Below are 25,479 nucleotides of genomic sequence, written 5' to 3'. Positions count from 1 at the left end.
TCTCCTACTCTCCCTTGTCGACGTCGGTGACGGTGCCGTCCTTGATGTACCGGGCGAGGTTGAGCTCGGGGGCCGCGAACTGCTCGCGGACGCCCTCGCCCCACAGCACGCTCTGGGTGCCCTCCCACTTCACCAGCCCGGGGTTCACGCCGAGCTTGAAGCCGCCGGGTAGTGGCTTGCCGTCCCGGTAGGGCAGGAAGTCCAGCGGCGACGGCCCGTCGGAGGCGTAGACGGCGCAGTCAGAGAGGACCGCGACCGGGTACTGCCCGGTGAAGGCGGCGTGCTTGACGATCTTGCGGTGCATGTTGATCCGGGTCCGGGAGATGACGGCGGCGCGGATGTCCGGACGCCACGTCGGCCGGGCAAGAGCCCGCCACGGCTGCCCGGGCTTCCAGCCCTCGCCGCGCGGGCGCTCACGCAGCTTGCCGATGCCGCCCTTCACCGTCGCCTTGACCGCGGACACCACGACCGCCAGCTGAGGGTCACGCTGCCGGTAGCCGTCCATCGCCGCGAGGAACTCCTCCGGCGACAGGTCGGCACCCACTCCGAGGTCGGCCATCGTGGCGAGGTACGCGTCGCGCAGCCGGTTGTACCAGCCGTCCAGGTAACGGCCGTTGTCGTAGCGCACCCACGCCTCGACCGGCGTGACGTCGTAGCCCAGTTCGACCGCGTACGCGAGGGTGGGCGTGGCGTACCACGCCGGGCCCTGGGGCCGTTCGCCCTTCGGCGTGAACGGGCTGGGCAGCAGAGTGACGTCCAGGTCCGCCCACGTGTCCTTGGCGACCTTCACCCTCGACAGGTCGATATGGGACAGGTCGACCAGCCACGCGCCGGGCAGTTTCGCGTCGAAGACGGGGTTCTTGACGCGCGTCGGCGCGCCCAGGCCGACCGTGAGACCGTTCGCGCCGGCGGCGAAGGCCATGTTCACGTCGATGCCCACCAGGTGGGGGCGAAGGCATTCGGCGTCGGTGAGCGGGCGCGCCCAGTCGTAGGCCTCCTCCCCCAGGACCTCGGCCGGGGTGCGCTGATGGAAACGCGGCAGGTCGGCGAGCAGCGGGTGCCCGTCGGGGGCCTCGCACGGCGCGCAGTCCACCGGATCCTTGCCCAGCGAGCCGGGGTTGTGCTCGGAATGCCGCCTGCCGGTCGCGTCCGGTTCGGAGGCCCGGGTCGGCGGGTGCAGAGCAGTCATCAGCTCCAGACCCGTGACGGCGGTGGAACCGCGCGGCGTCATCACCCGGGCCGCATACGTGCCCAGCAGCCGGGCCAGATCCGCCGGCGGCAGCTGCCCCGTATTGGCCCAGTGCCGGGTGTCGAGCGCGTCCCACGACGGAATGCACAACTGCACGCAGGAGCGCTCCGAGCCCTGCGCGGGGCGGTAGATCCGCGCCCACGGCCCGAACCCGCGTTTCGTCAGCTGCCAGTTGGCGCGGGCCAGTTGCTTGATGACCTTGTGGCCCTCCGGGATCCGCCCGGTCAGGCGCTCCTCTTTTGTGAGCGTGACCGGCAGGCCGTAGTGCTCCAGCGCGGCCTCCGTGAGTACGAGCAGCGGATCGCCGTCCTTGCCCGGACCGGACAGCTTCGGCTGACCGAGCCGCCCCTCGCTCAGCGTCCACTCCACCAGGGCCGGAATCGACTTCGCCGGTACGTCCAGGACCAGGCCGCCGACGCAGTACGCCAGCACCTGACCATCTGCGTCGAAGTCGATGACCGCGAGCGGCCCGTTCTCGAACCGCGCATCGACACCACCGGCTGGGCTGCCGACGGGGGCGGCGTTACGCGCGGGCGGCCGACGCGACGTCGGCCTGGTCGTGGCCACCGGATGCGGCACAGCGGCGGGGCGCAGCGCGGTGTCCTCGGAAACAGGCTCCGGGATCCGGTCTGCGGTTGGTTCGGTGCGGGCTTTGGCCGGTTCAGCGACCGATGGCGCAGGAACGGCCGGGACGGCAGGCGTCTCGGGGACGGCCGTGTCCTCAGAGGGCACCGGGGCGTTGGCGGGGTAGAGCTGGGCGAGCTGCTTGAGCATGCGGGCGTATGCGTCGCGCTCCGGCGGCCGCGGCTCGGTCTTGCCCGCCTCCCAGCCGCTGACCGTCGCGCGCCGCACCTGCAGTGCGGCGGCCACCTCGTCCAGCGTCAGACCGTGCGCCTGGCGCAGCCGTTTGCGTTCCACCGGGGGTGGCAACGGGGAGCGGGACGCGATGAGCGCGTCGACCGCGTCGAACAGCTCGGACATACAGAACCTCCTGCCCCAGACCCTAACGTGAAGCGCACCTTTCGCGTACCAAACACGTACGGATGGCGTAAATGGCGGTTGGGGGTTCACGGTTGCTTCGGGAAGGGCGTTCTCGGGCTTGGGTTACTGCTGTCTTTAGCCGAGGGCCGCAGCTGGTGTCCTGGCTATGCCTGAACTGGCCGGGGAGAGCGGCTTGGTGTGAGAGATCTGGGAGAGCAGACGGCCGCCGTGCACCAGTCATCGCGGTGGAGAAGCGCTCGGGGGCGGGCATGGGTGAGATCGTCAAAGGGCTCGAGCGGGCGTTGCTGACCCGTCCCGTGCCTACGAAGGATGCCGCTGTGCGTTTCCTGCTCAGGGCGGAGAAGGGCTCCACGAAGAACGTGGCTGTCCTCCTGGGTATCTCCCAGCGCACGGTACAGAGGTGGGTCACTACCCGGCCGGGAATGCGTCACCGTCCCAGTGCTGTGCATGCGGGGTTGGTCGATGAGGCCGTCAGGGCACGGTGGCAGCCCCTGGTGCGCGCCCGCCTGCGGGCCCGCACCGAGTCCGACGGGTTTGTCTTCCACACCAGGGCGCGGTTCGGATTCGCCGCTCCGGCAGGCTCGTCGGACGATCCGCGGGTACGGCTGATCACCCAGTACCTGTCGGGAGAAGTGGCCCGCGAGCTGTTCGCCGCCCGGGACGCTGGCGGGGGCGAGCAGCAGCAGATGGTGATCCTCGCCCGTGCTCTGAGCCATGCCTACTTCCGGGACGGAGGCCGACGTGCTCACGGCCTCGGGATCGCCTTCACCGACGTGGAGTTCGCCGATTTCTCCATCGACTGACGTGCACCTGGCTTCGGGCTCAGGACGAGGGCGGGATCTGGTGCCGTGTCAGCATCGCGTCATAGCGTCGTGCTTCCTTCCGTTCGCGCCAGTCCCACTGGATACGGCCGGTGCTCTGGCCGGCGAACGGCTGGGGCGGCCGGAGCCGGGCTGCTTCCGCTACGCGCAGCAGGTGGGTGCGGTCGTGAGGGCCGGCCAGCAGATGCTGGTCCTGGCCAGGCGCGAGCCGGGCGAAGCAGACTGCGGCCCTCAGGAAGACACGCGCCCACGGCGGCACGCGGTGAGTGGCGCAGCCGTCGGTGTAGCGAGCGCGGTCATGCAGGGCCAGGGTGGCCGCGGCGTCGTCGTAGTCGCCGGGGCGGGCGGTGGCGAGCTGCTGGAAGGAGGCACCGGTGAAGAGCGCGGCGGCAAGGGCTGCGGCCAGGCGGGGGTGGGCGGTCACGGTGGCCAGACGGCGGGTGACTTCCCGGACTGCCTGCTCGGTGAGGGGTGCGGGTGGCGGGCGGTGCTGGAAGGTGATCGCTGGCGGCGTGCACGGGGCGGTACATGGAGCGGGGCTGTCGTAGGAGACGAGGCGGTCCAGCACGGGCAGGGTGAGCCACCGGTTGGCCGACCGGGCGGGCTCGTCAACAAGCGGGGATATGGCGGCCGGTGTGCCGTAGTAGTGGCGGCGGGCGGCCTGGAAGTCAGCGGTGACGCAGTAGTCGGCCGTCTGCAGCGCCTGGTGCAGGGCGGCGGGCAGGTGGGGGCGGTGGCAGACCAGGGTCAGGTGGATGCCGGTGAGGGTGCGCAGTTGCAGGAGGCGCATCGTGCGGCGGGCGGTGAGGCGGTGGGCGCGCAGGACGGTCAGCCGGGTGACGGGCAGGGCCGTGATCCAGGCGGTGGCGGCTTCCCAGGCGGGCTGACGGCCGGCGGGAAAGCCGCCTGGGAGCAGGGGCGGTTTGCCCAGGGAGGCGAGAAGGTCGTGGGCGAGGCCGGTCTCGCTGGTGGTGCCCGGGCCCGGGTGGAGGGTGATCCGGCCGGACGGCACGTGGTGGGCGGCCAGGGCGGTGTGCGTGTGAACCGCATCGTCGCCCGGGTCGATGATCACGGCAACGGGTGTCGGCGACACGGCGGGCGGCGTGGTGGTCAGGCAAGGCGGCTGAAGGCCCAGCGCAGCAGCTCCTGATCAACACGGGAGCGGCCGATGCGGGCCAGGGCCGTACAGGTGTGGGCGGTCAACTGGGCCCAAGCGCGAAAGTTGCCGTGTGCGGCGTGCTGGTCGGCGAAGGCGATGTCGTCGAGATCGGCGTCGGCCCACACTGGATGGAACAAGGGGATGGTTTCCAGGACCTCGCCGGGGGTGAGGCGGGTGAAGTGCTGCCAGATGAAGATGCGGGAGGAGAGCATCGGTTCGCGGCGCAGCACGGTGTGGCAGCCCTCGCCGCCGACAAAGATGATCGCGAGCTGGGTCGAGGGTTCGTCCCACAGGTAGCGGAAGTACTCGAACGCCTCCCCGTTGAGCCACTGGGCCTCGTCGACAAGGAAGGTACGGGGATGTTCGGCCAGCGCGGTTTTCAGCAGGCGGTCGAACTCGCTGGGGTGACGGGGCGGCTCGCCGGGCAGGTCGAGGGCGGTGAACAGCTCGTAGCGCACAGCCCGGGCGGTGGGGCGGGCGCGGAAGGTGACCCGTCGGACGTCCTCGCCCGGTTCGAGTTCACGCAGGCAGGTGTTGACCGCGAGCGTCTTGCCGTGGCCAGCACCGCCGTGGATGCACATCATGGCGCGTGCAGCGACGGTGTCGGTGATGTTCTCCCGCGCGGTGAGCAGAGCCCGGGTGGTGACGACAGCCGCGTCGGGCAGGTCGACGTACTGATAGGTGTCCGCAGTCACGAGGCATCTCCGTCTTCAGTGGTCTGTTCAGCCGGTCCGGGCGGGCGCCCGGGGGCAGGTTCGGACGGAACGGGAGGAGGCCGGCCGGGCGCGGTCCGGGTGACGAGGGAAGGCGGGGTACGCCAGTCGGCCGGGGGCGCGGCGGGCGGGATGAGGTCCGGCATCGTCAGATCCGACAGGGCGGTGCCGGCGGACTGGGCGAGTTCGGCCTCGGCCTGCGCGGCGGTCAGCGCGCCGAGCCGCCGGGGCGCCTCCGGCTGGTTCACGGCGGCGTAGCGCTCGCGCTGGGAAGACTCCAGGTCCTTCTTCAGACGGCGGGCACGGGCGGACCTCGCTCTTCGTACGGCGCTGACCTGTTCCTCGGTGGCCTGATCGGCCAGGTCCGCAGGCCCCAGGTAACGGCCGGTGGCCGCATGGTAGACCTCGATCCGGTGATCGTGGTGGGGCATGAAACGGACCCGGACCTGGATCCCGGCCTGGCCGGTCATCCACGCGCTCACGTAGTCGCGTTTCCTGAAGCGGACTCCGCGGGTGGTCAGCGTGCGAGTGCCGGCGTCCTCCAGGGTGAACGTCCACAGATCTGCCGCGGGCACGTCCCGCAGAGGGGTGGGATCGTCCTGCCACGCCTCAAGCGGAGTCCTGCCCCGCAAGGGCGCGGGGTGATGCTCGGTGTTCCACCACGAAGTCCAGGCCAGCAGCCGGCCGGTGAAGTCCTCGAAGCCAAGCAGCACTTCGTCCTTCGGGCGGGAAGCCCGTTTGCCAGGACGCGGCTGGCGGGCGTAGCCGGGCAGCGCGGCCAGGAACATGCTCTCCACCGCCCGGTTGAGGCCCTCCACGGTGCCCTTGAGGTGAGGGGTGTAGGCGGGCAGGTCCTCCACCGTCACGTCCAGAAGATCGAACGCAGCGGTCACCGTCCTGGACAGGAAGTCCTTGCCACGGTCCACACGCACCTTCTCCGGCAGGCCACCGAAGGGACCGTAAGGGTCCTCGCGCAGGACCGCGGAGCGCAGTGCGGACAGCACCGACTCCCGCGACGGATGCACCGGCGTGACGGCGACGCCGGTGATCGCGTTCGTCGCGCAGTCGGTGAACCAGGTGATCCACGGTCTGCGGGCCTTGCCGTCGACGTCGACCAGCACCGGGGCCTGCATGTGGTCGCTCTCCCATGCCTGGTTGCGCCAGCCCCGCGGCCGGGCCAGGAACACATCGTGCTTGCGCGCCGCCCGCTCGCCTTTCGCAAGTCCGGCCCGCTCCCCCGGCGTCAGGTCCCGCTGGATCGCACGGTGCAGCGTCGGAATCGACGGAGGCGGCTCTCCCCCACCCCTGACCGCACGAGCGGTCAGCTCACGATGGACCGCCGCGACGTTGCCCTTCCACAAGGCCAGCAGGCGGCGCACCTCCGAGGTGACGGTGAAGCGGTCCCTGCTCTGGGCCCGTGCCCCAGGCTCCGCGGCCGCGGACTCGTCACGCTCGGCGGCGGCCAGCCACCGCCACACCGTGCGCTCCGTCACCTCCAACGACTCCGCCATCAGCCGTACATGACGGGTAGTCAATTTCTGTTCCTGCCGCAGGGCAAGCAGCCTGCGCACGGCAGGACCGCGCAGCGCCGACAGGGAGGAAGAGGGCAGGCCTCCCCTCGCGTCCGGACCGTCCCCGTGCACGCCGGAGCGGGAAGCGCCCCCTCCCGGCCCCAAGGCGCCGGTCACAGCGGCCCCATCAGCCGTGCGCAGGCCCGCTCCAGCATCCGGCGGTCCACTACCGCACGGCTCTTGCCGTAGATCTCGGCGGTCAGGTGCGAGGTGAGCTTCGCCCAGGTCCGGAAATTGCCGTGGCCCACATGCTCGTCCACCCACACGACATCGTCCTCGGCCACCTCCTCCCACAGCGAGTGGAAGGCCGCCATCGCCGCTGCCACCTCACCCGGACGAAGACGCGGCACCAACTCCCAGGTCAGCACCCGAGAGGCCAGCGCAGGCACCCGGCGCAGCGCCCGTTCACTGCCCGCCCCCGCCAGCACGAGCGCAATGTCCGTGTCCGGGTGGTCCCACAGCCCGCGCAGAAACTCCAGCGCCGGTCCCGGAAGGCGCTGTGCCTCGTCCAGCACCAGCACGCGGGGCTGTCGCAGCGCGTTCACCAGCATCAGGTCGACCTCCCCCGCCCCGCGCGGCAGACGCCTGCCCAACTCAAGGGCGTCCGCGAGTACCCGGCGCAGTTCGGGAACCGTCGGGTGCACACCGACGTGGACCCGGCGGACCCTGGCCGGGTGCGGCAACTGGGACAGGGCGTACTGCAACGCGACGGTCTTGCCCTGGCCGGCGTCGCCGTACAGACACACCACCGCCCCCACCCCGGCCGCGTGCGCGACCGTCCGCAGCACCGACCGCACAGCAGGCGTGTGCACCACCTGCGCACCCGGCACCAGGACCGGGACCTGCGCCAGATGCTTCTGCTCCCGCAGAAACACCTGCCCACCGCCACCCTTCTCGGCCACCACGTTCAAGCCCAGCTCGCTGAGGGGATCCGGCCGGCGCGACCCGGCAACCTCAGGCTCCCGCCCGGTCAGCAAAGCCCGTCCCGCCCGACGGTCCCTGCGGATCACCCGGCTCAACGTCGACATCGACGGAATGGGCACCTCACCGCCGGCAGCCACCAGCCGGCGCCTCAACTCCGAGACATTGCCCCCCGCCTCGCCCAGCAGCTCCCACACCCCGTCCGACACCGCATACCCCCGCCGGACCGGCGCCTCCACACACCCCGTCGCCTTCGCCTGCTCCAGCCAGCGCCACACCGTACGCTCCGAAGCACCCACCACCTCAGCGACCGCACGCACATGCCGCGTCGACAACTCCCCCGCCTGCTGCCGCTCCAGCAAACGACGCACCACCAACGCCCTCGGCAGCCCAGCCCCCCGGCCGGCCCCTACACCCTGATCCACCCCACGATCACACCGGCCCAGCCCACCGCATCGCATCAGAACTCACGAAACTGAGACAGCATCAGCTGCCATGAGATAAAGCCCCACGACAGCAACCCCCACCCCCAACCTCTCACCTCATGACAGTGCCGGCCCCGCCCCAACACCCCACTGACCAGCGCCGACACAGCACACCACCAGACCAGCACCACCGACTCTCACCATTACCGACACCAAGCCGAGAGATCGCACCTCGCGTTCGAGCGGCTGCAGAACCGGCTTGCCCGGCGCGGTGCCGGAACGGCCCAGGCAGCACAGGAGTGGCCGGCCCACTTCGTCGCGTTCGATCTGCTCAGGCTGTCCGGGACGGACACAACTTCCTGGCCGTACCGGCGGCGCAGGGCCGCATTGGAGTCCGTGTTCGCCGCCCGCCGGCTGTCGGCGCCGTGGGCCCTGCGCCCGTCGACCACCGAAGCCGACGTCGTGCGCGAGTGGCTGACGTGGGCGTCGGTCGGGATGGAGGGGGTGGTCTTCAAGAGGCTGGACGACGCCTACCGCCCGTCGGCGAGGGGCTGGCAGAAATACAAGGTCCGGCGAGACAAGCGAGGCGATCGTCGGCGCGATCACCGGTTCCATGGTCGCTCCCCGCACGCTGCTGCTCGGCAGGTACGACGACCAAGGCCGCCTTCACTACGTCGGCCGCACCACCACCCTCGCCCGGGCAGCCGGGGCTGCGGTGGCCGGTCTGCTCGCTCCCGGGCTACGCGGTCATCCGTGGACAGGTTGGTCGTTCTCCGCCGCGTGGGGCAGCCAGGAAAAACTGGACGTCACGCTGGTGGAACCCGAGCTGGTGGTGGAAGTCGACGTCGCCCGCGACGCCTCCGGCCAGTGGCGCCACCCCGCACGCTGGCACCGCGCCCGACCCGACCTCTCCCCCGCCGACGTCCCCCACCTGACGTCACCGCCGCACTGACGTCGGCCAGGCGCGGAGGCCACGCCGACGCGCAACACCGGTGAGCGCGCCCCGATCCCCGGCTGCGTCCGCGCCGCCCATCCCGTCCTCCCTCATCCTCAACTCCAGCCGGGCATGGGCGAAGGGGTCGCAACGGGGATGTCAGCGGCCCGACCACGCCGTACGCCAGTGTTGACCTGGGCGGACTTCGGGGCGCTGTGGAGGCCGACGCAACACCTACCGCAACACTCAGCGCAACACGGCGCCTCTTGAGGCGAAGCCGCAGCCGGGCGGGCTGATCACGGTGTCGCCCTGCGAGGGGACGCCTCGGCGTGTGTGTCGCGGCAGTACACCGGCACCGCAGGCAAGGTCACCAACTGCCAGGTCGGGGTGTCGCTGCATCTGGCGCGAGATCATGCCTCGGCCGCGGTGAACTGGCGGCTGTTCCTGCCCAGTGGTTGGGACCCCGCCTCGCCGGAGGCGGATCCGGACAAGGTCGCCCGCCGCACCCGATGCGGCATCCCGGCACAGTTGGGACACGTGGAGAAGTGGCAGCTGGCCCTGGACATGATCGACGAGACCCTCTCATGGGGCATCGATATTCCCCTGGTCGTCACGGATGCCGGCTACGGGGATTCGGCCGCTTTCCGGCACGGTCTGGAGGAACGCAACCTGTCTTATGCGGTGGGTATTTCCTCCCGCCACACCGCTCATCCGGCCGATGCCCGGCCCGTCCAGCCCGCCTGTGCGGGCACCGGCCGGCCACTGAAGACGCAGTATCCGGAGCCTGCCCAGAGCATGAAGGACCTGGTCGCCGCGGCCGGACGGACGGCCGCACGGCCGGTGTCCTGGCGGGAAGGTTCCCGGCCGGGCAGCAGCCGCAGTGGCTTCAAGCGGATGTACTCAAGGTTCGTCGCTCTGCGAGTGCGACCAGCGGGACGTGGTGTCCGCACGGCAGGCGACGGTCCAGAGCTGCCCGAGCGGTGGCTGCTGGCCGAATGGCCCGCCACCGAGCCCGAGCCGGTGCAGTTCTGGCTGTCGAACCTGCCCTCCGGGATGCCGCTGGCCACGCTGGTGCGGCTGGCCAAGCTGCGCTGGCGCATCGAGCACGACTACCGCGAGATGAAACAGGCCCTGGGATTGGCCCACTTCGAAGGCCGCACCTTCAGCGGCTGGCACCACCACGTCACCCTCGTCTCCGCCGCCCACGCCTTCTGCACCCTGGCCCACTGGCACGAGACCCAAAAGACGCGGCGCAGGCCTGAGCCTCTACCAAGTGGTCCGCAAACTGCAGACACTCCTCGCCACCTGGACCGGCGCCTGTCCCACCTGCCACCGCGACATACCCATACCACTACGAACCTGACCAAACCCTACTAGGAGCCGAGGGAGGCGGCGCTGCGTCGGGTCTCCGCACTGTGGGTGTCGACGTACCGGGCGAGGATCAGCGCGTCCTGGGGGTCGCTGGCCTGGAAGGTGATGCGACGGAGCAGGCCGACCCCGCTGAGCGCGACGCCCTCGCGGGCGAGGACGAAGAGGAGGGTGAGGAAGGCGGACCGGGCGTTGCCGTCGTCGAAGGGATGGAAGAAGCAGACGTCGAGATAGGCGCGTGCGGCGCGGGCGGTGAGGGGGAGGGTCCGCCCTCCGTCCGTTGCACTCTCGGCCAGGCAGGCATCGAGGCGGGCGCGGGTGTTTGGGCCGATGCCGTAGCGTTCCCGGCCCCTCTTGGCGAAGGCGGGCAAGCTGCGGAACGCTGGCGGCTGCGGTGTGTGAAGGACGTGCTGGTGCCAGCTGCGGAGCAGTTCGAAATCGAGCCGGGCGCCGCGCTCCGCGTCGGCCCGCAGCAGCTCCAGGGCAGCGAGCAGTCCCTCCGCGCGGGCGGGATCCACGGCGCCGTCGAACAAGCGGATGTCCTCCGCCGCGCCGTCGCGCGAGGGGGTCACCGGCCCGTCCGCGTCGCCGTCCGGGCCTTCCTGCCACGGCACGGCCTCGCGCACCGCGAGCCAGCGCTCCAGATGGTCCGCTACGGGCTCGGCGGACCGTGTGCCGTCGTCCGGCCGCAGCGACAGCGCGAGCCTCTCCGCGACGTTGTCGACCAGCACTGTGCCGGGGCCGGTCCAGCTCAGGAACCGCCCGCCGATCGCCTCGCCGACCAGTTCCTGCGCGACGTCGGGTGCGACGTGCCAGCGGCTGAGGAACCAGGTGAGCACTTGATGGCAGTGCCCGTGCCAGCCGCTGCCGCACCCGGTGCGGTCGACCACCTGCAGGATCAGGTTCCGGGCGGCGCGCTCCCACAAGATCCGCTGATCCTCGACGGCCGCCAGCTGCAGCGGGTACGCCTCGAACCATCCGGCCAGAGTCTCCAGCCACCCGCGCCACTCGCACAGCGCCGCGACGACACGGGCGAGGGTCTCGTCCGGGGCGGTGATCGAGTCCCGCGGGCAACACCAGTTTCCGACCGGCCCTCCGTCGAAGTCCCCTTCATCGTGCGCCCAGCGCCAGCCCACGGCCCAGCGGCCGTAGCGTTGGACGAGGGCATGCGACATGGCGTCGGCCCAGAGCTTGCCCTCGCCCCAGCTCCAGGCACTCATCGCCGGGTCGGCCAAAGGGACATCGGGGCGGCGTGGCACTCGCCGGGCCGGCCCGAGCGAGTGCACCACCTGCGTTGCAGACTCCTTGTCGAAGGGATGACGGTCGGGGTCTGCCTCGTCCCAGCTCAGATAGCCAGGGGCCAACTCGGGAATCACCGCCATAGCCTGCATGCCTACCGACACCAGTTCAAGCGGATTACCGCGGGCGCTGGGCCTGCCGACCCTGACGCACATCCCCGCCAACTCAAGCGCTCATCCGCCAAACGAAGCGCTCAGTCGCACCGGGGCTCGCGGGCTGTTCGGGACGCGGCTGCTACAGGTCGAACTCGAGGTGCTCGATGTCGGTGAAGCGGACCTCTTCCAGGCTGCCGGCGCGGCGGCCGCCGTCCTGGAAGTACACCTCCTTGAGTGCTTCAGCGGCGAGTTCCTGGAGACGCTGCTCGGCGGCAAGGCCGACCAGGGCGTCAGGGACAGGACGGCGACGGCGGCGCGGGCACGCATGGGATCCCCCTTCGGGAGTGGCGAGACCTGATGAGGTGTCACCTGCCTAGCCCCCGAGCCCCACCCACGGTTGCCCCGGATCCACTCCTCATCCAAGGGGCATTCACTTCCCGTACAGACAGGGGCGCAACGTTCCCGCAAAGAACAGTAAGGGTTTACCCCTCGCAGACCGACTTGCCGATGCCTTGACGATCCGTTCCGGGCACGTTCAACCCGCCGCCCCCGACCACGTCGTGTGCCGCCCCTAAGTTCCTTCACCGTTGCGAAGGAAGGGACTCATGGACACACTTCTCGCAATCCGGGCCCGCCAGATCACCAAGTGCTTCGGCGAGGTGGTCGCACTCGACGGCGTCGATCTCGATGTGGCGCAGGGTCAGATCCATGGTCTGGTAGGGCCGAACGGCGCGGGCAAGACGACGTTGCTCGGCCTTCTGCTGGGCCTGGCCGTCGTCGACGGCGGCCGGCTGGAGATCCTGGGCGCACCGGTGGAACGGGCGCTCGCCGGCCCCGACGGGGTCGCCGGCTTCGTGGACGGCCCCGGTCTCTACCCCTCGCTCACCGCCCGGCAGAACCTCGTCGCGCTGGCCGGACTCCGTGGCCAGGGCGCGCGGACGGCGGGGGTCGACGACGTGCTCGACCAAGTCGGGCTCACCGATGTCGCCGACGACAAGGCCCGCGGTTTCTCCCTCGGCATGCGCCAACGGCTCGGGCTGGCCGCCGCGCTGCTCACCAGGCCCCGGCTGCTCGTCCTCGACGAGCCCGCAAACGGCCTCGACCCCGCCGGCAAACGACATGTGCACCGGGTTCTCACCCGGCTCGCCGCCGAAGGGACGAGCGTGGTGCTCTCCAGCCACCGCATGGACGACCTCGAAGCGCTGTGCTCGGAGGTCACCATCCTCGCCACCGGACGCGTGGTGTTCTCCGGCCCGTTGAACAAGCTCGCCGCCGAGAACCGTGAACTCGACTACCGGCTGAGGACGTCCGACCCGCGGACGGCCCGCGAACTGGCCGCGGGGGCGGCCGGGATCCGGATCGTCGACGACACCTGCGTGCGGCACGACCCCGAGGTATGCGTCGTACGGGCGTTGGTGCCCGCCCTCGACCGACTCGTCGCGCAACTCGTGCAGTCGGGCGTCGCGGTGCGTGAACTCGCCCCCGTGGTCTCACCCCTCGAAGCCGCGTTCCTCGCCCTCACCGAGCAGCAGGAGGCCGGCAGATGACCGCGACCACCGTCCCCGCACCCCCTATCGTCACCCGCCGGATCCCGGTGCCCCGCAGCTACCGCTTCGAACTGGTCAAGCTGGTCTCGCAGTGGCGGATCCGGCTGCTGGTCCTCGCCTGCTGGATCGGGCCGGCGCTGTTCGTCGCGGGGGTGAGCCGGCAGAGCACGCTGCCCACCGACACCCTCTTCGGCCGCTGGATGCACGCCACGGCGTGGGCCGGACCGCTGGTGATGCTCGGCTTCGCGGGCACCTGGGCGCTCCCCCTGCTGACCTCGGTGGTCGCCGGCGACGTGTTCGCCTCCGAGGACCGGCTCGGCACCTGGCGCCATCTGCTGGTGGCGGTCCGCTCGCCGCGGCGGATCTTCGTGGCGAAGTCGCTGGCCAGCCTCACCGTCGTCCTGCTGCTCGTCGCCGGGCTGGTCTGTTCCAGTGTGGCCGGCGGGCTGCTGGCGGTCGGCAACCATCCGCTGGTCGGCCTCGACGGCCATCTGCTGGCACCGGGCGACGCCGCCCGCATGGTCCTGCTCGCCTGGGTCTGCGCCCTCGCCCCCACCCTGGCCCTCGCCGCGATCGGGCTGCTCGGGTCGGTCGCGCTGGGGCGGTCCCCGATGGGACTGCTGCTGCCCCCGCTCGTCGCGCTGGCGATGTCGGTCGCCCAGATGCTTCCGCTGCCCGTCGCCGTGCGCCTCGCCCTGCCCGGCTACGCCTTCATCTCCTGGAACGGCCTGTTCACCAGCCCCACCCAGCTCGGCCCGCTCCTGATCGCCGTCGCGGTCAGCCTCGTCTGGGCCGTGCTGGCCACGGCGCTGGCGTATGCGCTGTTCGTACGGCGTGACTTCACCAACCTCGCCTACGACGGTATCGGGCGCCGCGCGATCACCCTCGGGCTGCTGCCGCTGGCCGGACTGACCGCCCTCACCGTCGGGGCGGTCGCCGTGGCGACGCCGTCGACGGGCTCCGGCATCGAGCAGGACAAGGTCCAGCGGTCCCTCGCCACGGCGTTCGCCCACCTCTACCGGCTGCAGACCTCGGAGCTCCACCGTCCCGCCGTCACCGAGGCCCAGTTGCGGGCCAGGGCAGCCTGCACCAAGAGCGACGGTCAGGGCACCCAGGAGGGCGCGGGCAACGACTGGCGGTGCGTCGTGAGCTGGCATCTGCCCGGCGTCACGGTCACGGGGACGGCCGTCTACCAGCTCGACATCGGCTCGGACGGGCGGTTCGTGGCCGACGGCGACGGGCCAAAGGAAGTGAACGGCTACTTCCTGGTGCGGACGTCGACCGGAGACGCCCCGAACCCCCTGTGGCAGTTCGACGGCAACGTCGAGCTGCTGGACACCACCTCGAAGGGATAGCTCCATGCAGGTAACACGGCAGCGCCGGGTGAACGAGAGGGAGCAGGTCCACCTCTTCGGCAGACGCGTCGGCCGCCGGGCCACCCTGGTGACGGCGGGCATCGCCGTCACCCTCGGTGTCACCGGCACCGCGGTCGCCTCGACGTACCAGTTCGGCACCCAGCAGGTCGGTCAGGTCACGGCCCACGGTCAGGTCGTCTCCGCCGACCAGTACATCAAGCCCTACGGCAGCCGTACCGTCATCAACGACGGCAAGATCATGTCGTCGGCGGTGAGCCCGGACGGCACACGTCTCGCGGCCTCGATCGCCGACGGCGACGCGTCCCTCGTCATCATGGACCTGGCGACCGGTCAGGTGAAGCAGAAGGTCGGCACCGGCGCGGCCGACAACCTGCGCATCAGCAGCGGCGCCGTCGGCCAGGAGGGCCCGACGTACTCGCCCGACGGCAAGCAGCTGTGGCTCGGCCAGGCCGACGGCTACACCCGGTTCACCGTGAACGCGGACGGCACCCTCGCCGACCCGACCGCCGTCCCGATCGCGGCCGACGGCTCCCGGCAGGCCCTGGTGGGCGCGGCGGTGTTCTCGGCGGACGGCTCCACCGTGTACTGCGCGGTCAACGGCCAGAACCGGGTCGTCGCCATCGACGCGGCGACCGGCACGATCGAGCGGAGCTGGACCGTGGGCACCGCCCCGCGCGGCATCGCCCTGGTCGGCGGCAAGCTCTACATCAGCAACGAGGGCGGCCGTCCCGCCAAGGCCGGCGACACCACCATCAACTCCTACGGCACCGACGTACCCGCCAACCCCGACACCGGCGCCAGCACCACTGGCACGGTCAGTGTCATCGACCCGGCGAACCCGTCCGCCGCCGTGGGCACCATCGCCGTAGGACTGCACCCGACCGCGGTGTACGCCCACAAGGGCGCGGTGTTCGTCACCAACACCGCTGACAACAGTGTGTCGGTCATCGACCCGCGCAAGGACAAGGTCGTCCAGACCATCGCCACCCAGCCGTGGCCGGAGGCGTCGGTCGGCTACGAGCCCGACGCGGTGACGCTCACCGACGACGGCCGGCTGCTGGTGACGCTCGGCCACGCCAACGCCGTCGCCGTCTACCGTTACACCTCCCCGCAGCAGCCGGCCCGCTACGTCGGCCTGCTCCCCACGGACTACTTCCCCTCCGAGATCACCACCGTCGGCAGGAAGGTGGTCGTCTCCAACACCCGTGGCGTCGACGCCCTCCGCCCCGACAGCGCCGGCCACAACACCCATGACACGACGTCGAGCCTGACGCAGTTCACGCTGCCGGACGACAGTGTGATCAGGTCCCAGACGGCCAAGGTCTTCCAGCAGAACGGCTGGAGCGGCGGCTCCGTCACCACGGCCAGGGGCGGCGGCCACGCCAAGCCGGTCCCGGTCCCGGAGCGGCTCGGCGACCCCTCGACGATCAAGCACGTCTTCCTGCTCGTCAAGGAGAACCGGACCTACGACCAGGTCTTCGGCGACCTCCCGCAGGGCAACGGCGACTCCTCGCTCACGCAGTTCGGCGAGAACGTGACGCCCAACCAGCACGCGCTGGCCCAGCAGTTCGGCCTCTACGACAACTTCTACGACATCGGCACGAACTCCGCCGAGGGCCACAACTGGCTGATGCAGTCGGACAACCCGGAGTACACCGAGTCCTCGGCCGGTGAGTACATTCGCAGTTACGACACCGAGAACGACGTCCTGGGTCACCAGAAGACCGGTTTCATCTGGACCGGTGCGCAGGCGGCCGGGAAGTCCGTCAAGGACTTCGGCGAGTTCCAGTCGCTGGAGACCAAGCCGGCCGGTGCCACCTGGCAGAACCTGTACTGCGACAGCAAGAACATGGACGCGACCGGGGCACGGACCGCGTACCCCATCCAGACGGGCTCGGCGATCCCGTCGCTCAACAAGGTGTCGGTGCAGGGCTTCCCGCTGTTCGACCTCAGCGTCCCGGACATCTACAAAGAGCAGGTCTGGAAGCAGGACTTCGAGAAGAACGGCCCGGCGAACCTGAACATGTTCTGGTTCTCGAACGACCACACCGGTGGCCCGGCGAACGCGGCCGCGGAGGTCGCCGACAACGATCTCGCGGTCGGCAGGATGGTCGACGAGATCTCGCACAGCAAGTACTGGAAGGACTCCGCGATCTTCGTCGTCGAGGACGACTCCCAGGCCGGCCTCGACCATGTCGACGGCCACCGTGCCCCGGTCCAGGTCATCAGCCCGTACGCCAAGCACGGCACCGTCGACGACCACTACTACTCGCAGATCACGATGGTCCGCACCATCGAGCAGATCCTCGGGATCCACCCGATGAACCAGCTGGACAGCGCGGCCACCCCGATGTACGGGGCGTTCACGCCGAAGGCGGACACCACACCGTTCGCGGCGGTGCCCAACCGGACCTCGCTGACCCTCGGGGTGAGCCCCCAGCCCTCCTGCGGCTCGGACACCCCGGCGGCCCAGTCGGCGGACGCGGCGCCCGCGCCGACGTCCGTCGCCGTGGCGGCGGCCGAGAAGAAGCTCGCGGCCCAGTGGAAGACCTGGGCGTCGCACCAGAGGCTGACCGGCCCGAACGCCGTGCCCGACTACGCGAACCCCACACAGATGAACCGTTACACCTGGTACCAGACGCACAACTGGACCAAGCCCTACCCCGGTGACAAGAAGGTCTACGCGCCGAACGACGTACCGGGCGCCTACCTCCCGTCCTCGGAGTCCGACGGCTGAGCGGCCCGATCCCTCGGGGCCCCGGTCTGTGGTGATGCCGTGGTGATGCCGACCGGGGGCTCCCGCGTTGTAGCGCAACGCCGCTCAGGACGGCGGCTCGTGACCGGCCCGGGTGCGCCGGTAGTGGCGACGGGCCTTCATGCGGTTGCCGCAGGATGCCATCGAGCACCAGCGGGCGGTGTTCGGTTTGCTGCGATCGATCAGGAACAGGCGGCAGCCGTGGAGACGGCCGCCGTGATCTCCCCCTGATCGTCGCCCGGCGCCGCCCCCGTCGGTTCCGGGCGGCCACCATGAAGCCCTCGGCAGCCCGCTCTGCGCCAGCGGCCGCCGGGGGCTTCGTCTGTCTGCGGGTGTCGGCAGTTGGGGCGCAGCCACCTGCTACTGAACAGTGCGTGCAGTTCTACACGTCGCTTGGGTGACCTGCGGCCGGGGCAGGTCAGAGGCCGCCGGTGTTGAGCAGCCGGTTGGGGGTGTCGGAGCGGACGCCACGCACGACACCGCGGGTGGCCGTGTGGTCGAGCCAGACGTGGACCTCGTTGGCCGTGGCGTGGGGGTGTGCCGACAGGTACAGCGCGATCACGCCGGTCGCGTGCGGGGCGGCCCAGGACGTCGCGCCGTCGTTCTCCGTGGCCGTACCGCCGCCGGCGAGGGCGGCGGTCACCTTCTGGCCGGGGGCGTACAGGTCCACGCACCGTCCGTAACCCGATCCGTAGGAGCCGCTGTCGCTCCACGCGCGGTCGTTCGAGGTGGAGGCCGCCACGACGATCGTGCCGGGGACGCCGGCTGGGGAGTGCTTGCAGGCGTCGTCATGGAAGTTGCCGGCCGACACCACCGTCGGGATCCCGGCATCGACCATCTTCTTCACGGCGGACTCCAGGGCCGCCGACCGGTGGTCGAGGTTGAGCGACATGTTCACCACCGCAGGCTTCTGCGCGTGCGCGGTGACCCACTTGACGGACTTCACCAGGGCCGCCTCGGCCGCCGCCGCGGAACCGCCGCCCTCGCTCTCGCACAGGATGCCCTGAACCCGTACGAGCTCCGCCTTGGGCGCCACCCCGTACTTCGCCCCGCCGATGATGCCGGCGACGAACGTGCCGTGGCCGGTCCCCTCCTCACTGAAGCAGTCACCGGAGTCCTTCGGGCCCACGAAGTCGGCGCCGAGGCGGGCGCGTCCGCCGAACTCCTTGTGGGCGATGTCCATCCCGGTGTCGATCACATACACGTGAACGCCCTTGCCCGTGGCGGTGGTGGTGAACTTCCCGTTCAGCGGCCGCGACCGCTGGTCCAGGATGTCCAGGTTCCACGGCACGTGCCGGGTGATGGGCGCCGCCGCGGCCTGCGCGACCCCGGACAACTTCCCCACGGCGCCGGGAGACGCCGTCGCCGAGCCGGACGACACCCCATCCTCGGAAGGCGCCACAGACTCCCCGTTCCCGTGCACGGAGCGCGTCCCGCCGCTCCGCCCGGTCGCAGCGCCGGCTTCCCTGCCGCAGGCCGAAGCCCCGACCAGCGTCGCCATGGCCACCACCAGGAGACCGGCCTTCGTTACGCTCCGCGTCACAACATCCCCCAGGTCCCTGCTTCGTGCACAGTCAGCGCACAAGACGACCACAAGGGGGCGGGCGGTTCCGGCTAGGCCTGTGGGTGGGTCGGTTCACACGCTCGACGGAACCTGTCCGGCCTCGCACCAGTAAGGCCGCCGGACATAATCCCACTGGACCAGGGCGTCGTGGAGGTAGGCGCAGTAGGCGACGCCTGACACGTAGGCCTGCGCGCAGCCTGTCTCGAGCGCCGGGAGCCAGCGGTCCTTCTGCTGGAACTGCTCGGCTGCGGGAGACGGGCCCTCGCTGCGGTCTTCACCGCTGCCATCTCGTTCGGGCTCGTCGGATCCGGCGCAGGAGAGACGCCGCAGACCGTGCCGCCCCGCAAGCGGGCGCACGGTCAATCGCCGGTCAGTCTGTGCAGGCCGAAGATGCTGGCGCCGAAACCGGTCAGCCCGGCCAGCAGAGCGCCTGCGGCGTTACCCACACCGCTGAAGAAGGTCAGGACACCGACAATCGCGCCGATGACCGCCGCGGACACGAAGATCAGCAACGCGCGCTGAGTCAGCAGCGGCTCGCCGTCCGGGCTGGGCGGGTTTGGGGCAGGCTGGGGAAGGGGCGGTGTCGTCATGCCGACTCCTTCTTCGCTCCGGTGCGCACGGTGTAGGCGTACCGGGGCATCGCCATGAGCTGTTTGGCAATCCACCGCCACCGGGCCCGAAGCGCCCCGAGGTCCGCGAGGTACCCGCGCTGCTCCTCCAGCCAGTCCCCCCGCTCGCTCTCCGGCAGAACCCTGGCCGCGAGGCGAAAAAGGCTCGAGTCAGCGGCGGGGGGAGAGATCCGCTTCTGCTCACCATCCGACTCCCACATCCTCACCGCCCCATCGGCCTCAAAGACGGCCTGGCCACCGTCACGGGTATGCACCACGACTCCGCGTCCGCGGAACCGGACCTTCTCGAAGGACCCGCGTACGACAAGTTTGCCCAGGTATGTGTAACTGACAGTCACATGCCCCACGCATGCTGTAGCTCCGCGGGAAAGGTGCACAACCTGCTTGATCATGCATTCCCTCCCGCCAGCCCAGGACGGGCGATTCCAGTGCGCGCGGCGGCCGAGGCGGCGGCCTCCGCAAGGGCGTGCGGAGCGCGCTCGGCCCCCTTAGGGGTAAGGCGGTAGAAGCGACGGCGTGGACGGCCCTCGGCCTCTGCGATGTCGTCCTGCTCCCAGTACCGCTCCACCCATCCGGCTTGGCGAAGGCGTTCGAGCAGAGGGAAGAGGGTGCCGTTGGGCAGGTCGGTCATACGGGACAGCTCCAGCCCGTACAACCCTTCCGTCAGGATCGCCGAACGACGCTCGGCGTCCCCTTCCCTGCCGAGCAAAGCACGCAGCACCTTCTGTGTGTGTGAAGTCATCTTGGGATCTGCCATGACTCCAATCTACCTAGGTAGATTCGTGTCTGTCTACCTAGGTAGGCCACTGACCGTCCGCTGCACCGCCCAGCTGTCGTCGCTCCCCTGGTGGACGGCTGCCGGGGTCACCCAGAGCACTGCGGGCAGGCTCCCGAAGCTCCCGCCCACCCCCTCAAAGGCCGGTACGACGACGCCGACCGAAGAGGCCGCCGCCGGTCGGGGCCTGGTCTGCCTCGGCAGCGCGCTAGTGCTGTGACCGCGTAGGTTCGCCGGGTTGGATCAGGCTGCGGTTGTGAGGGGGCGTCCGCCCCATCGGATGCCTTTCTCGCTGCGGATGCGGGCGCGTTCCTTGCGTTCGGCGGCCAGGACGTCGCGGTGGCGGGCATTGGCGTTGCGCCAGCGGAGGTAGGAGTGCAGGGCCCTGGTCTGGACGGTGTGGTTGGGGTGGTGGGAGTTGGCGATGGTGAACTGCCGCAGTGGTCCGAAGTGCGCCTCGATCGGGTTCGCCCAGGAGGCGTAGGTCGGGGTGAAGCACAGCTCGACCTTGTGCTTCTTTGCCCAGCGGCGGATGTCGGCGCCCTTGTGGGCGGACAGGTTGTCCAGGATCACGTAGATCGGTGCGCCGTCGGGCCGGGCGGCGCGGATCGATTTCAGCGCGGCCAGCGTGTTCCCGGCACCCTTCTTGCGGCGGTTCACGCCCCACAGACGGTCGTCGCCCACCGAGTAGCAGCCGACGTAGCGCTCGCACGTCGGGCACACCCACTTGGCGGCCTCCATCCGGCGGCGGTGCTCTTCCTGCTCCTGGCGGGCGCGCTCGAGTTCGGACTCGCGGGCCTGGCGGCGGGCGGTCGAGCGGACGTTGTAGCCGCGGAAGTCGTCGGGGTTGTCGAGCGCGTCCGCGAGGGACTGCCAGGCCGCATGCCCGTAGCGCCACCACACGGGCCCGTGCGGGCCGTGCTCGGCGAGCTGCTTCAAGGTGGTGGCCAGCAGCGGCACCTTTGACCCGCTCTTGCCACGCCACCAACAACGACCGGATTGCCCCTAAGTTACCGGTATTGCGGCTAAAGCCCACGCTTCGCCCAGGCCGCGCAGTAGATGACTGCCAGTAGTGGGTGACATGCTTCGCGTATGGGGATTCCTTTGGAAATGCGCCCCGACTTCATCGAGAAGGTTGTTCGCCGCACGGATCCTCGAGAACGGCACCCGCACGGTTCAGGGTCACCGGCGGGGCTCCAGGTCATGTGCACGATCCACACTTCGCACCGCTTTCGACAGCACATCCAATGCAGACATCGCCCCGTCGCTGCCTAGTCTGGCGGCCGCTACATGCAACGGAGTGAGCTGCGCCCGGCAGGCTGCAATATTTCCCAGGCGGAACTGAGCCGTTGCCATGAGTAGCCGATCCTGAAATTCGTTCAACACGATGGTGTTGCGGAGCTCATTCTCCGGGCACAGGCAATCGAGCACCCGGATTACGTTCATGTACTCCCCCTCGGTGAAGTAGAGGCTTGCCAGATAGCTGCGGATCTGGTCGGACTCTTCAAGGCCGGACGGGATTTTCGCAAGAGCGGTGGTGAGCTTCCCGATAGCCGCCCGGCGGTCATTGAACCTGACGGCAAGCAGTTTCGCAGTGTTCAGGCAAACCAAGGGAATCGCACGCGCCAGCTTTGGATGGTGCTCAGCCAGAGCGAAGGCAAGTTGTTCAGCTCGCTCCTCGAGTTTCAGTGCTGGGATGAGGTCGGGTTGCTTGGCCGCCGGATCGGTCGCTACGGCGTGCTGACACCGCTTGTCGATCGGCGCCGACACCGCCCGGTGTTGGCGGAGAGTGATGTCGCTGAGTTTTGGGATCTGGCACAGACCTTGGGGAGCCGTCACGGCGGGTCACTGGTCGTTCGAACCGAGAGCCGGGGGTGCGGTACAGGGGCGCGCACGGATGAGAGGTGACGCTCCCTCAGGTTGAGAATCGCCTCGTTTGAACGCTCCGTTCCGCGGCGCAAAGCTGCCTGGCATCATCGGCTTTGCCCGCGGGTTGCCCCATGATCTGGAAGCCGTGGTCGCCGGGCTGAGTCTCCACCGGAGCTCAGGGGGTGTCGAGGCTGCCGTGAATCGGGCGAAAAAGATCAAAAGGCGGCTCTACGGGCGGGCCGGATTCGAACTACTCCGCAAAATGATCCTGCTCCAGCAGCCAAGCAGCCGCAGGCTCGGGGTATCAGCCGCGGTCGAGCCGCGGCAGCGACGCACAGAGGTGCTCGGGCAATTCCGGCAGGACTTTGTGGATCCCGGCGCACCCCGCATCGCCGTTCGTGGCAACCGGCCGCCAGCCCGAGGACTCGGCCCGGTAGAACCAGCGCTGGGAGACACCAGAGGAGGAGCATCCGTCGCCGGCGTCACCGCACGCCGGCCCCATCCGGGTCGACAGGTCCAGCACCAGCCACGTGTCGTCGCAGCCGCGTTCCTCCCAGCTCGTGTGCTTGGGGATGTCCGTGTCGTTGACCGCCTGCCCGTACGAGGACGAGGTGCAACGCGGCGGCGTGGGGTCGCAGCCGTTCTCACCGCACTGCCGCAGAGCGGGTGGCGTGGCACCAACGGGGGTGTACACGTCCATGCTGTTCACCATGACCCTGCGGGAGCCCAGGGGCTCGCCCAGCTTCACCGTCGCTTTGACCCGCCGCGTGCCGGTGCAGCCGGAGTCCTGGTCCAGGGAACGGGTCTCGTACGTGACCTTCGCGTATACCGTGCCGTGCTCGACGGTGTCGAGCTCACCGCGCAGGCTGCGCACGCAGTCGCGTGCCCCGTCGGGCACTTCGGCATCGACCACCAGAGACCGACCGCCGTCGGCGGTACGGACGCCGTCGATGCGAATCGGAGCGGCGAGCGTCCAGGCGGAGGCCGTGGTCGCGCCTGTCGCCTCCTCATCGGTCTCGGCGGTCTTGGAACCGCAGCCGGCGAGGACCACCAGGGCCGCGCCGAGCACGACCGCCCATATCCCCCGCTGCCACATGTCATGCCCCCGTCCGCCGAAGAACCGCAGCCTAGCGTGCCCCAGGGTGTCCCTGACCGTCTCCTCCCGGACCGCCTGCAGGGCAGATCCAGGCCGAGCACGTCGTCCAGGGCGTGGAAGATGCTGCATCAGTGACCCGCCGTGACGGCTCCCCAAGATCTGTGCCAGATCCGAGTTTTGACACCACTTGGGTGCTTGCGGTGGGACCATCGGAGTGCTCTGCGTGATGAGGGGGCGCCGATGCCACCGAAGTCCAAGGTCGATCTGTACGCGGCGATGGCGTCTCAGGTATGCCGAGACCAGAATCCGACGAACGCGACGTAGGCGATGGCGGCGGTGGCCACGAACCAGAAGTACGGATCGCCGCTTCGTCCGGATGCCAGCTCACCGATGAAGGCGCTGAGATTCCCCACGGTAAGCACCACGCCCGTGCCGGCCCAGGCTCGCCCTGCGATCCGGGCGAAGCGCTCGTCGGGTTCCTTCTCGGTGAGGCCCTGATAGGTCTCGTTCCGGCGTCCCAGCAGCACTAAGGCGAGACTGCAGACCGCCAGGATCCCGAACGTCACCACGCCGAGAGCAAGGCGGCCTCCGAAAGTCGCGGCCACGAGGCAGGCGCCTCCGAGAACGAGAAAGAAGCCGGGGACGGACCTCCTGGCCGTGTTACTGGTCATCTGCTGGGCCCTCATTGGCATGAAACATCTCCTCAACGCTGACCTCGAAGAACTTGGCCATGGACAGGGCGAGCGGCAGGGAAGGTGTGTACCGCTCGGTCTCGATGGCGTTGATCGTCTGCCGGGAGACCCCGAGGGCCGTGCCCAGTTGGCCCTGGGAGAGCCCTCGTGACGACCGCAGTTCCCTGACGCTGTTTCGCACATGTAAAGCTTACTTGTCACTCCTCGGCGGTTGTCAAGCTTGCTTTACAGGAAAGGCAGGGCTTGCAACGGCGCCTCGCACAGCGTGTTCACCATGCCGATGGCCAGCCCGGCATGAAAGTGCGAGTGCATCCCCGACCGCCCCTTGGACGGCCGCAACCCCGCCCCGAGCACGGCTCCAGCTCCGAGGTGGTGTCACTTCTCACCGACATTTCGCGACGCTGTGATCGACAAGCGCTGTCTGAACTCGTCGACAAGCGGTGTCAGGTCTCGCCTACAAAGCCATTGTCAGCTGCCCAGGCACGCACCTTGGCGTGCTTGTGCGGGGAGAAGTTGTCCAGCACCAGGTACAGCTTCTCCCCGGGCCGGCGGGCGCGCAGTGCCTTGAGGAGGCCGAGGAACTCGCGCCACCGCTTGCGCGGCCGGATCCGGCAGTAGAGCTTGCCGGTGGCCAGATCGAGAGCGGCGAGCATGTGCATCACACCGCCGTAGCGGTTGTAGGCGGCCGTCTGCTGCCCCCAACGACCAGGAGGTCGATTACCTGGCCAAGGCCACGGACAAGCCACTAGCGGGATCCGGCCGGGGCGTGGCTGGCTGTGCACGAGGACCGCTGAAATCAAGGCTGCGAGCGTATTGGGCCGCATAGTCTCGTGGTTCACCCATCATGCGGCGACCCCGATACCCCGATACGAGGAGGCAGGCATGGCTGCCGACAGCCCACCGCCATGGGACGAGCTGCTGGCCGGGTGGGACGAGCTGCTGGCCGGACCGTTCAACATCCACTTGGTCACGACCCACAACAGCGTCCTCCTCGCTGCGATGCGGAACACGTTGAATCTGACCGATGGGGAGTTCCACCGGATGATGCGCGCCGATCACTTCCGGCTCACCCGGAACCTCGACGAGTTGGGCATCACCTACACCAGCCTTGCCAAGGCGCTGGTACCGGATCACCGCCGCAGGGAGATCGCTCTCCTCTTCGATTCTGAGGTGGCCTCCCTGAGCTCTAACGGCTTTTACGGCATAGACGTGGCGGAGGCGTGGATAGCCGGTATGCCGCGACTGCGGAAGGGAGTCCCGGTCAACTCGATCCTGCGCGGCGACATCCTCCACGACTCCGCCGATGAGGTGCAGGCGGCCATGGACCAGAGCGTCGTCTATCAACAGCCCTTCACAGTCATCGACCCCTCTCAGGTGTACTGCGTATACGTCACGAACCTGTCCAAGGAGCAGGCCAACACGCTCACCTCAAGCGCTGCTGAGCACCCCGCCTATGTCGGGCACGCCGACTGCACCGACCGCAGCGCCCTTAAGACGTCGTCTCATTTGGCGAGTCGGCGGTAGCAAATGAGGGTGCAGGCGATAGCGGTGAAGGCCAGGAAGTGTTCAGCCTTGCGCTCGTAGCGACGGTGGAGCCGACGGCAGCCGGCGAGCCAGGC

The 25,479-nt window shown here is 69.5% G+C and carries 21 protein-coding genes and 6 pseudogenes; 8 read left to right on the top strand and 19 right to left on the bottom strand.

From position 1 onward, the window contains the following. Positions 1–4: 4 nt before the first annotated feature. Positions 5–2,230, bottom strand: coding sequence for a telomere-associated protein Tap (tap, locus tag ACFPIH_RS54305; RefSeq protein WP_381187205.1), 2,226 nt, complete (start codon positions 2,228–2,230; stop codon positions 5–7). Between the two features lie 71 nt (positions 2,231–2,301). Here tap and tpg point away from each other — a divergent pair, with 71 nt between their 5' ends. Next, positions 2,302–3,054, top strand: a complete 753-nt coding sequence (gene tpg / locus ACFPIH_RS54300) for a telomere-protecting terminal protein Tpg (RefSeq protein ID WP_381187203.1) — start codon at positions 2,302–2,304, stop codon at positions 3,052–3,054. 19 nt (positions 3,055–3,073) lie between these two features. On the opposite strand, the gene ACFPIH_RS54295 is transcribed toward tpg, so the two are convergent. From ACFPIH_RS54295 to ACFPIH_RS54280, 4 genes are all read right to left on the bottom strand, one after another. Beyond that, entirely contained in the window at positions 3,074–4,165 is a 1,092-nt protein-coding gene (locus tag ACFPIH_RS54295) for a hypothetical protein (RefSeq protein ID WP_381187201.1), read from the bottom strand. Between the two features lie 17 nt (positions 4,166–4,182). Further along, complete coding sequence (locus tag ACFPIH_RS54290) at positions 4,183–4,926, bottom strand: AAA family ATPase (protein WP_381187200.1); 744 nt, start codon at positions 4,924–4,926, stop codon at positions 4,183–4,185. Further along, positions 4,923–6,515 (bottom strand): Mu transposase C-terminal domain-containing protein, encoded by a 1,593-nt coding sequence (locus tag ACFPIH_RS54285; protein ID WP_381187197.1) that lies wholly within the window; start codon positions 6,513–6,515, stop codon positions 4,923–4,925. Before ACFPIH_RS54285 ends, ACFPIH_RS54290 begins: the two co-directional genes overlap by 4 nt. 113 nt (positions 6,516–6,628) lie before the next feature. Continuing rightward, a complete protein-coding gene (locus ACFPIH_RS54280; protein ID WP_381187195.1) occupies positions 6,629–7,807 on the bottom strand; it encodes an AAA family ATPase in 1,179 nt (392 codons plus the stop codon). 204 nt (positions 7,808–8,011) lie between these two features. Between ACFPIH_RS54280 and ACFPIH_RS54275 the strand changes: the two are divergent. The 3 genes and pseudogenes from ACFPIH_RS54275 to ACFPIH_RS54265 all read left to right on the top strand — a co-directional run. Continuing rightward, positions 8,012–8,368, top strand: a pseudogene (locus ACFPIH_RS54275) (ATP-dependent DNA ligase); the annotation flags it as partial. A 106-nt stretch (positions 8,369–8,474) separates the two neighbouring features. Next, positions 8,475–8,813 (top strand): ATP dependent DNA ligase, encoded by a 339-nt coding sequence (locus ACFPIH_RS54270; protein ID WP_381187542.1) that lies wholly within the window; start codon positions 8,475–8,477, stop codon positions 8,811–8,813. A 291-nt stretch (positions 8,814–9,104) separates the two neighbouring features. Further along, positions 9,105–10,057 (top strand): annotated as a pseudogene (locus ACFPIH_RS54265) (IS701 family transposase); the annotation flags it as partial. Between the two features lie 111 nt (positions 10,058–10,168). Here the strand turns inward: ACFPIH_RS54265 and ACFPIH_RS54260 are convergent. Beyond that, positions 10,169–11,545 carry a Fic family protein gene (locus tag ACFPIH_RS54260; protein WP_381187545.1) on the bottom strand — a complete coding sequence of 459 codons (1,377 nt, stop codon included), beginning with the start codon at positions 11,543–11,545 and terminating at the stop codon, positions 10,169–10,171. A 151-nt stretch (positions 11,546–11,696) separates the two neighbouring features. Beyond that, positions 11,697–11,822 (bottom strand): annotated as a pseudogene (locus tag ACFPIH_RS54255) (telomere-protecting terminal protein Tpg); the annotation flags it as partial. A 340-nt stretch (positions 11,823–12,162) separates the two neighbouring features. On the opposite strand from ACFPIH_RS54255, the gene ACFPIH_RS54250 reads away from it, so the two are divergent. Genes ACFPIH_RS54250 through ACFPIH_RS54240 form a run of 3 tightly spaced genes read left to right on the top strand, consistent with a single transcriptional unit; the run spans position 12,163 to position 17,217 of the window. Next, positions 12,163–13,104, top strand: a complete 942-nt coding sequence (locus tag ACFPIH_RS54250; protein WP_381187548.1) for an ABC transporter ATP-binding protein — start codon at positions 12,163–12,165, stop codon at positions 13,102–13,104. Further along, positions 13,101–14,459, top strand: a complete 1,359-nt coding sequence (locus tag ACFPIH_RS54245) for an ABC transporter permease (RefSeq protein ID WP_381187551.1) — start codon at positions 13,101–13,103, stop codon at positions 14,457–14,459. The genes ACFPIH_RS54250 and ACFPIH_RS54245 overlap by 4 nt, the downstream gene beginning before the upstream one ends. A gap of 4 nt (positions 14,460–14,463) precedes the next feature. Next, positions 14,464–17,217: an alkaline phosphatase family protein gene (locus tag ACFPIH_RS54240; protein ID WP_381187554.1), complete on the top strand. Its 2,754-nt coding sequence runs from the start codon at positions 14,464–14,466 to the stop codon at positions 17,215–17,217. Positions 17,218–17,301: 84 nt separating this feature from the next. Here ACFPIH_RS54240 and ACFPIH_RS54235 read toward each other — a convergent pair. The 11 genes and pseudogenes from ACFPIH_RS54235 to ACFPIH_RS54185 all read right to left on the bottom strand — a co-directional run. Continuing rightward, positions 17,302–17,433: pseudogene (locus tag ACFPIH_RS54235) on the bottom strand (CGNR zinc finger domain-containing protein); the annotation flags it as partial. Between the two features lie 220 nt (positions 17,434–17,653). Continuing rightward, positions 17,654–18,580, bottom strand: coding sequence for a S8 family peptidase (locus ACFPIH_RS54230; RefSeq protein ID WP_381187557.1), 927 nt, complete (start codon positions 18,578–18,580; stop codon positions 17,654–17,656). A 578-nt stretch (positions 18,581–19,158) separates the two neighbouring features. Further along, the gene (locus ACFPIH_RS54225; protein ID WP_381187560.1) at positions 19,159–19,389 is read right to left on the bottom strand and encodes a hypothetical protein; all 231 of its coding nucleotides are present in this window, start codon (positions 19,387–19,389) and stop codon (positions 19,159–19,161) included. Beyond that, complete coding sequence (locus ACFPIH_RS54220) at positions 19,386–19,820, bottom strand: hypothetical protein (protein ID WP_381187563.1); 435 nt, start codon at positions 19,818–19,820, stop codon at positions 19,386–19,388. The genes ACFPIH_RS54225 and ACFPIH_RS54220 overlap by 4 nt, the downstream gene beginning before the upstream one ends. Beyond that, positions 19,817–20,185 (bottom strand): PadR family transcriptional regulator, encoded by a 369-nt coding sequence (locus ACFPIH_RS54215; RefSeq protein ID WP_381187566.1) that lies wholly within the window; start codon positions 20,183–20,185, stop codon positions 19,817–19,819. Before ACFPIH_RS54215 ends, ACFPIH_RS54220 begins: the two co-directional genes overlap by 4 nt. 261 nt (positions 20,186–20,446) lie before the next feature. Beyond that, a pseudogene (locus tag ACFPIH_RS54210) lies at positions 20,447–20,899 on the bottom strand (transposase); the annotation flags it as partial. Positions 20,900–21,385: 486 nt separating this feature from the next. Next, positions 21,386–21,973 (bottom strand): hypothetical protein, encoded by a 588-nt coding sequence (locus ACFPIH_RS54205; RefSeq protein ID WP_381187569.1) that lies wholly within the window; start codon positions 21,971–21,973, stop codon positions 21,386–21,388. Between the two features lie 403 nt (positions 21,974–22,376). Then, on the bottom strand, positions 22,377–23,168 hold the full coding sequence (locus ACFPIH_RS54200) for a hypothetical protein (protein WP_381187572.1): 792 nt from the start codon (positions 23,166–23,168) through the stop codon (positions 22,377–22,379). 284 nt (positions 23,169–23,452) lie between these two features. Beyond that, the gene (locus ACFPIH_RS54195; protein ID WP_381187575.1) at positions 23,453–23,839 is read right to left on the bottom strand and encodes a hypothetical protein; all 387 of its coding nucleotides are present in this window, start codon (positions 23,837–23,839) and stop codon (positions 23,453–23,455) included. Beyond that, positions 23,829–24,041: a helix-turn-helix transcriptional regulator gene (locus ACFPIH_RS54190; RefSeq protein WP_030348874.1), complete on the bottom strand. Its 213-nt coding sequence runs from the start codon at positions 24,039–24,041 to the stop codon at positions 23,829–23,831. The genes ACFPIH_RS54195 and ACFPIH_RS54190 overlap by 11 nt, the downstream gene beginning before the upstream one ends. Positions 24,042–24,303: 262 nt before the next feature. After that, entirely contained in the window at positions 24,304–24,684 is a 381-nt protein-coding gene (locus ACFPIH_RS54185) for a transposase (RefSeq protein ID WP_381187581.1), read from the bottom strand. A gap of 58 nt (positions 24,685–24,742) precedes the next feature. Here ACFPIH_RS54185 and ACFPIH_RS54180 point away from each other — a divergent pair, with 58 nt between their 5' ends. After that, positions 24,743–25,384 (top strand): hypothetical protein, encoded by a 642-nt coding sequence (locus tag ACFPIH_RS54180; protein ID WP_381187578.1) that lies wholly within the window; start codon positions 24,743–24,745, stop codon positions 25,382–25,384. On the opposite strand, the pseudogene ACFPIH_RS54175 reads toward ACFPIH_RS54180, so the two are convergent. Then, positions 25,363–25,479, bottom strand: a pseudogene (locus ACFPIH_RS54175) (IS5/IS1182 family transposase); the annotation flags it as partial. The gene ACFPIH_RS54180 and the pseudogene ACFPIH_RS54175 overlap by 22 nt on opposite strands.

The organism is Streptomyces vulcanius (genome assembly GCF_042653945.1).
GTDB classification, from domain to species: domain Bacteria; phylum Actinomycetota; class Actinomycetes; order Streptomycetales; family Streptomycetaceae; genus Streptomyces; species Streptomyces mangrovi.
Note: the sequence above shows the minus strand (reverse complement) of the source record. Positions and strands in the feature narration are given on the sequence as shown.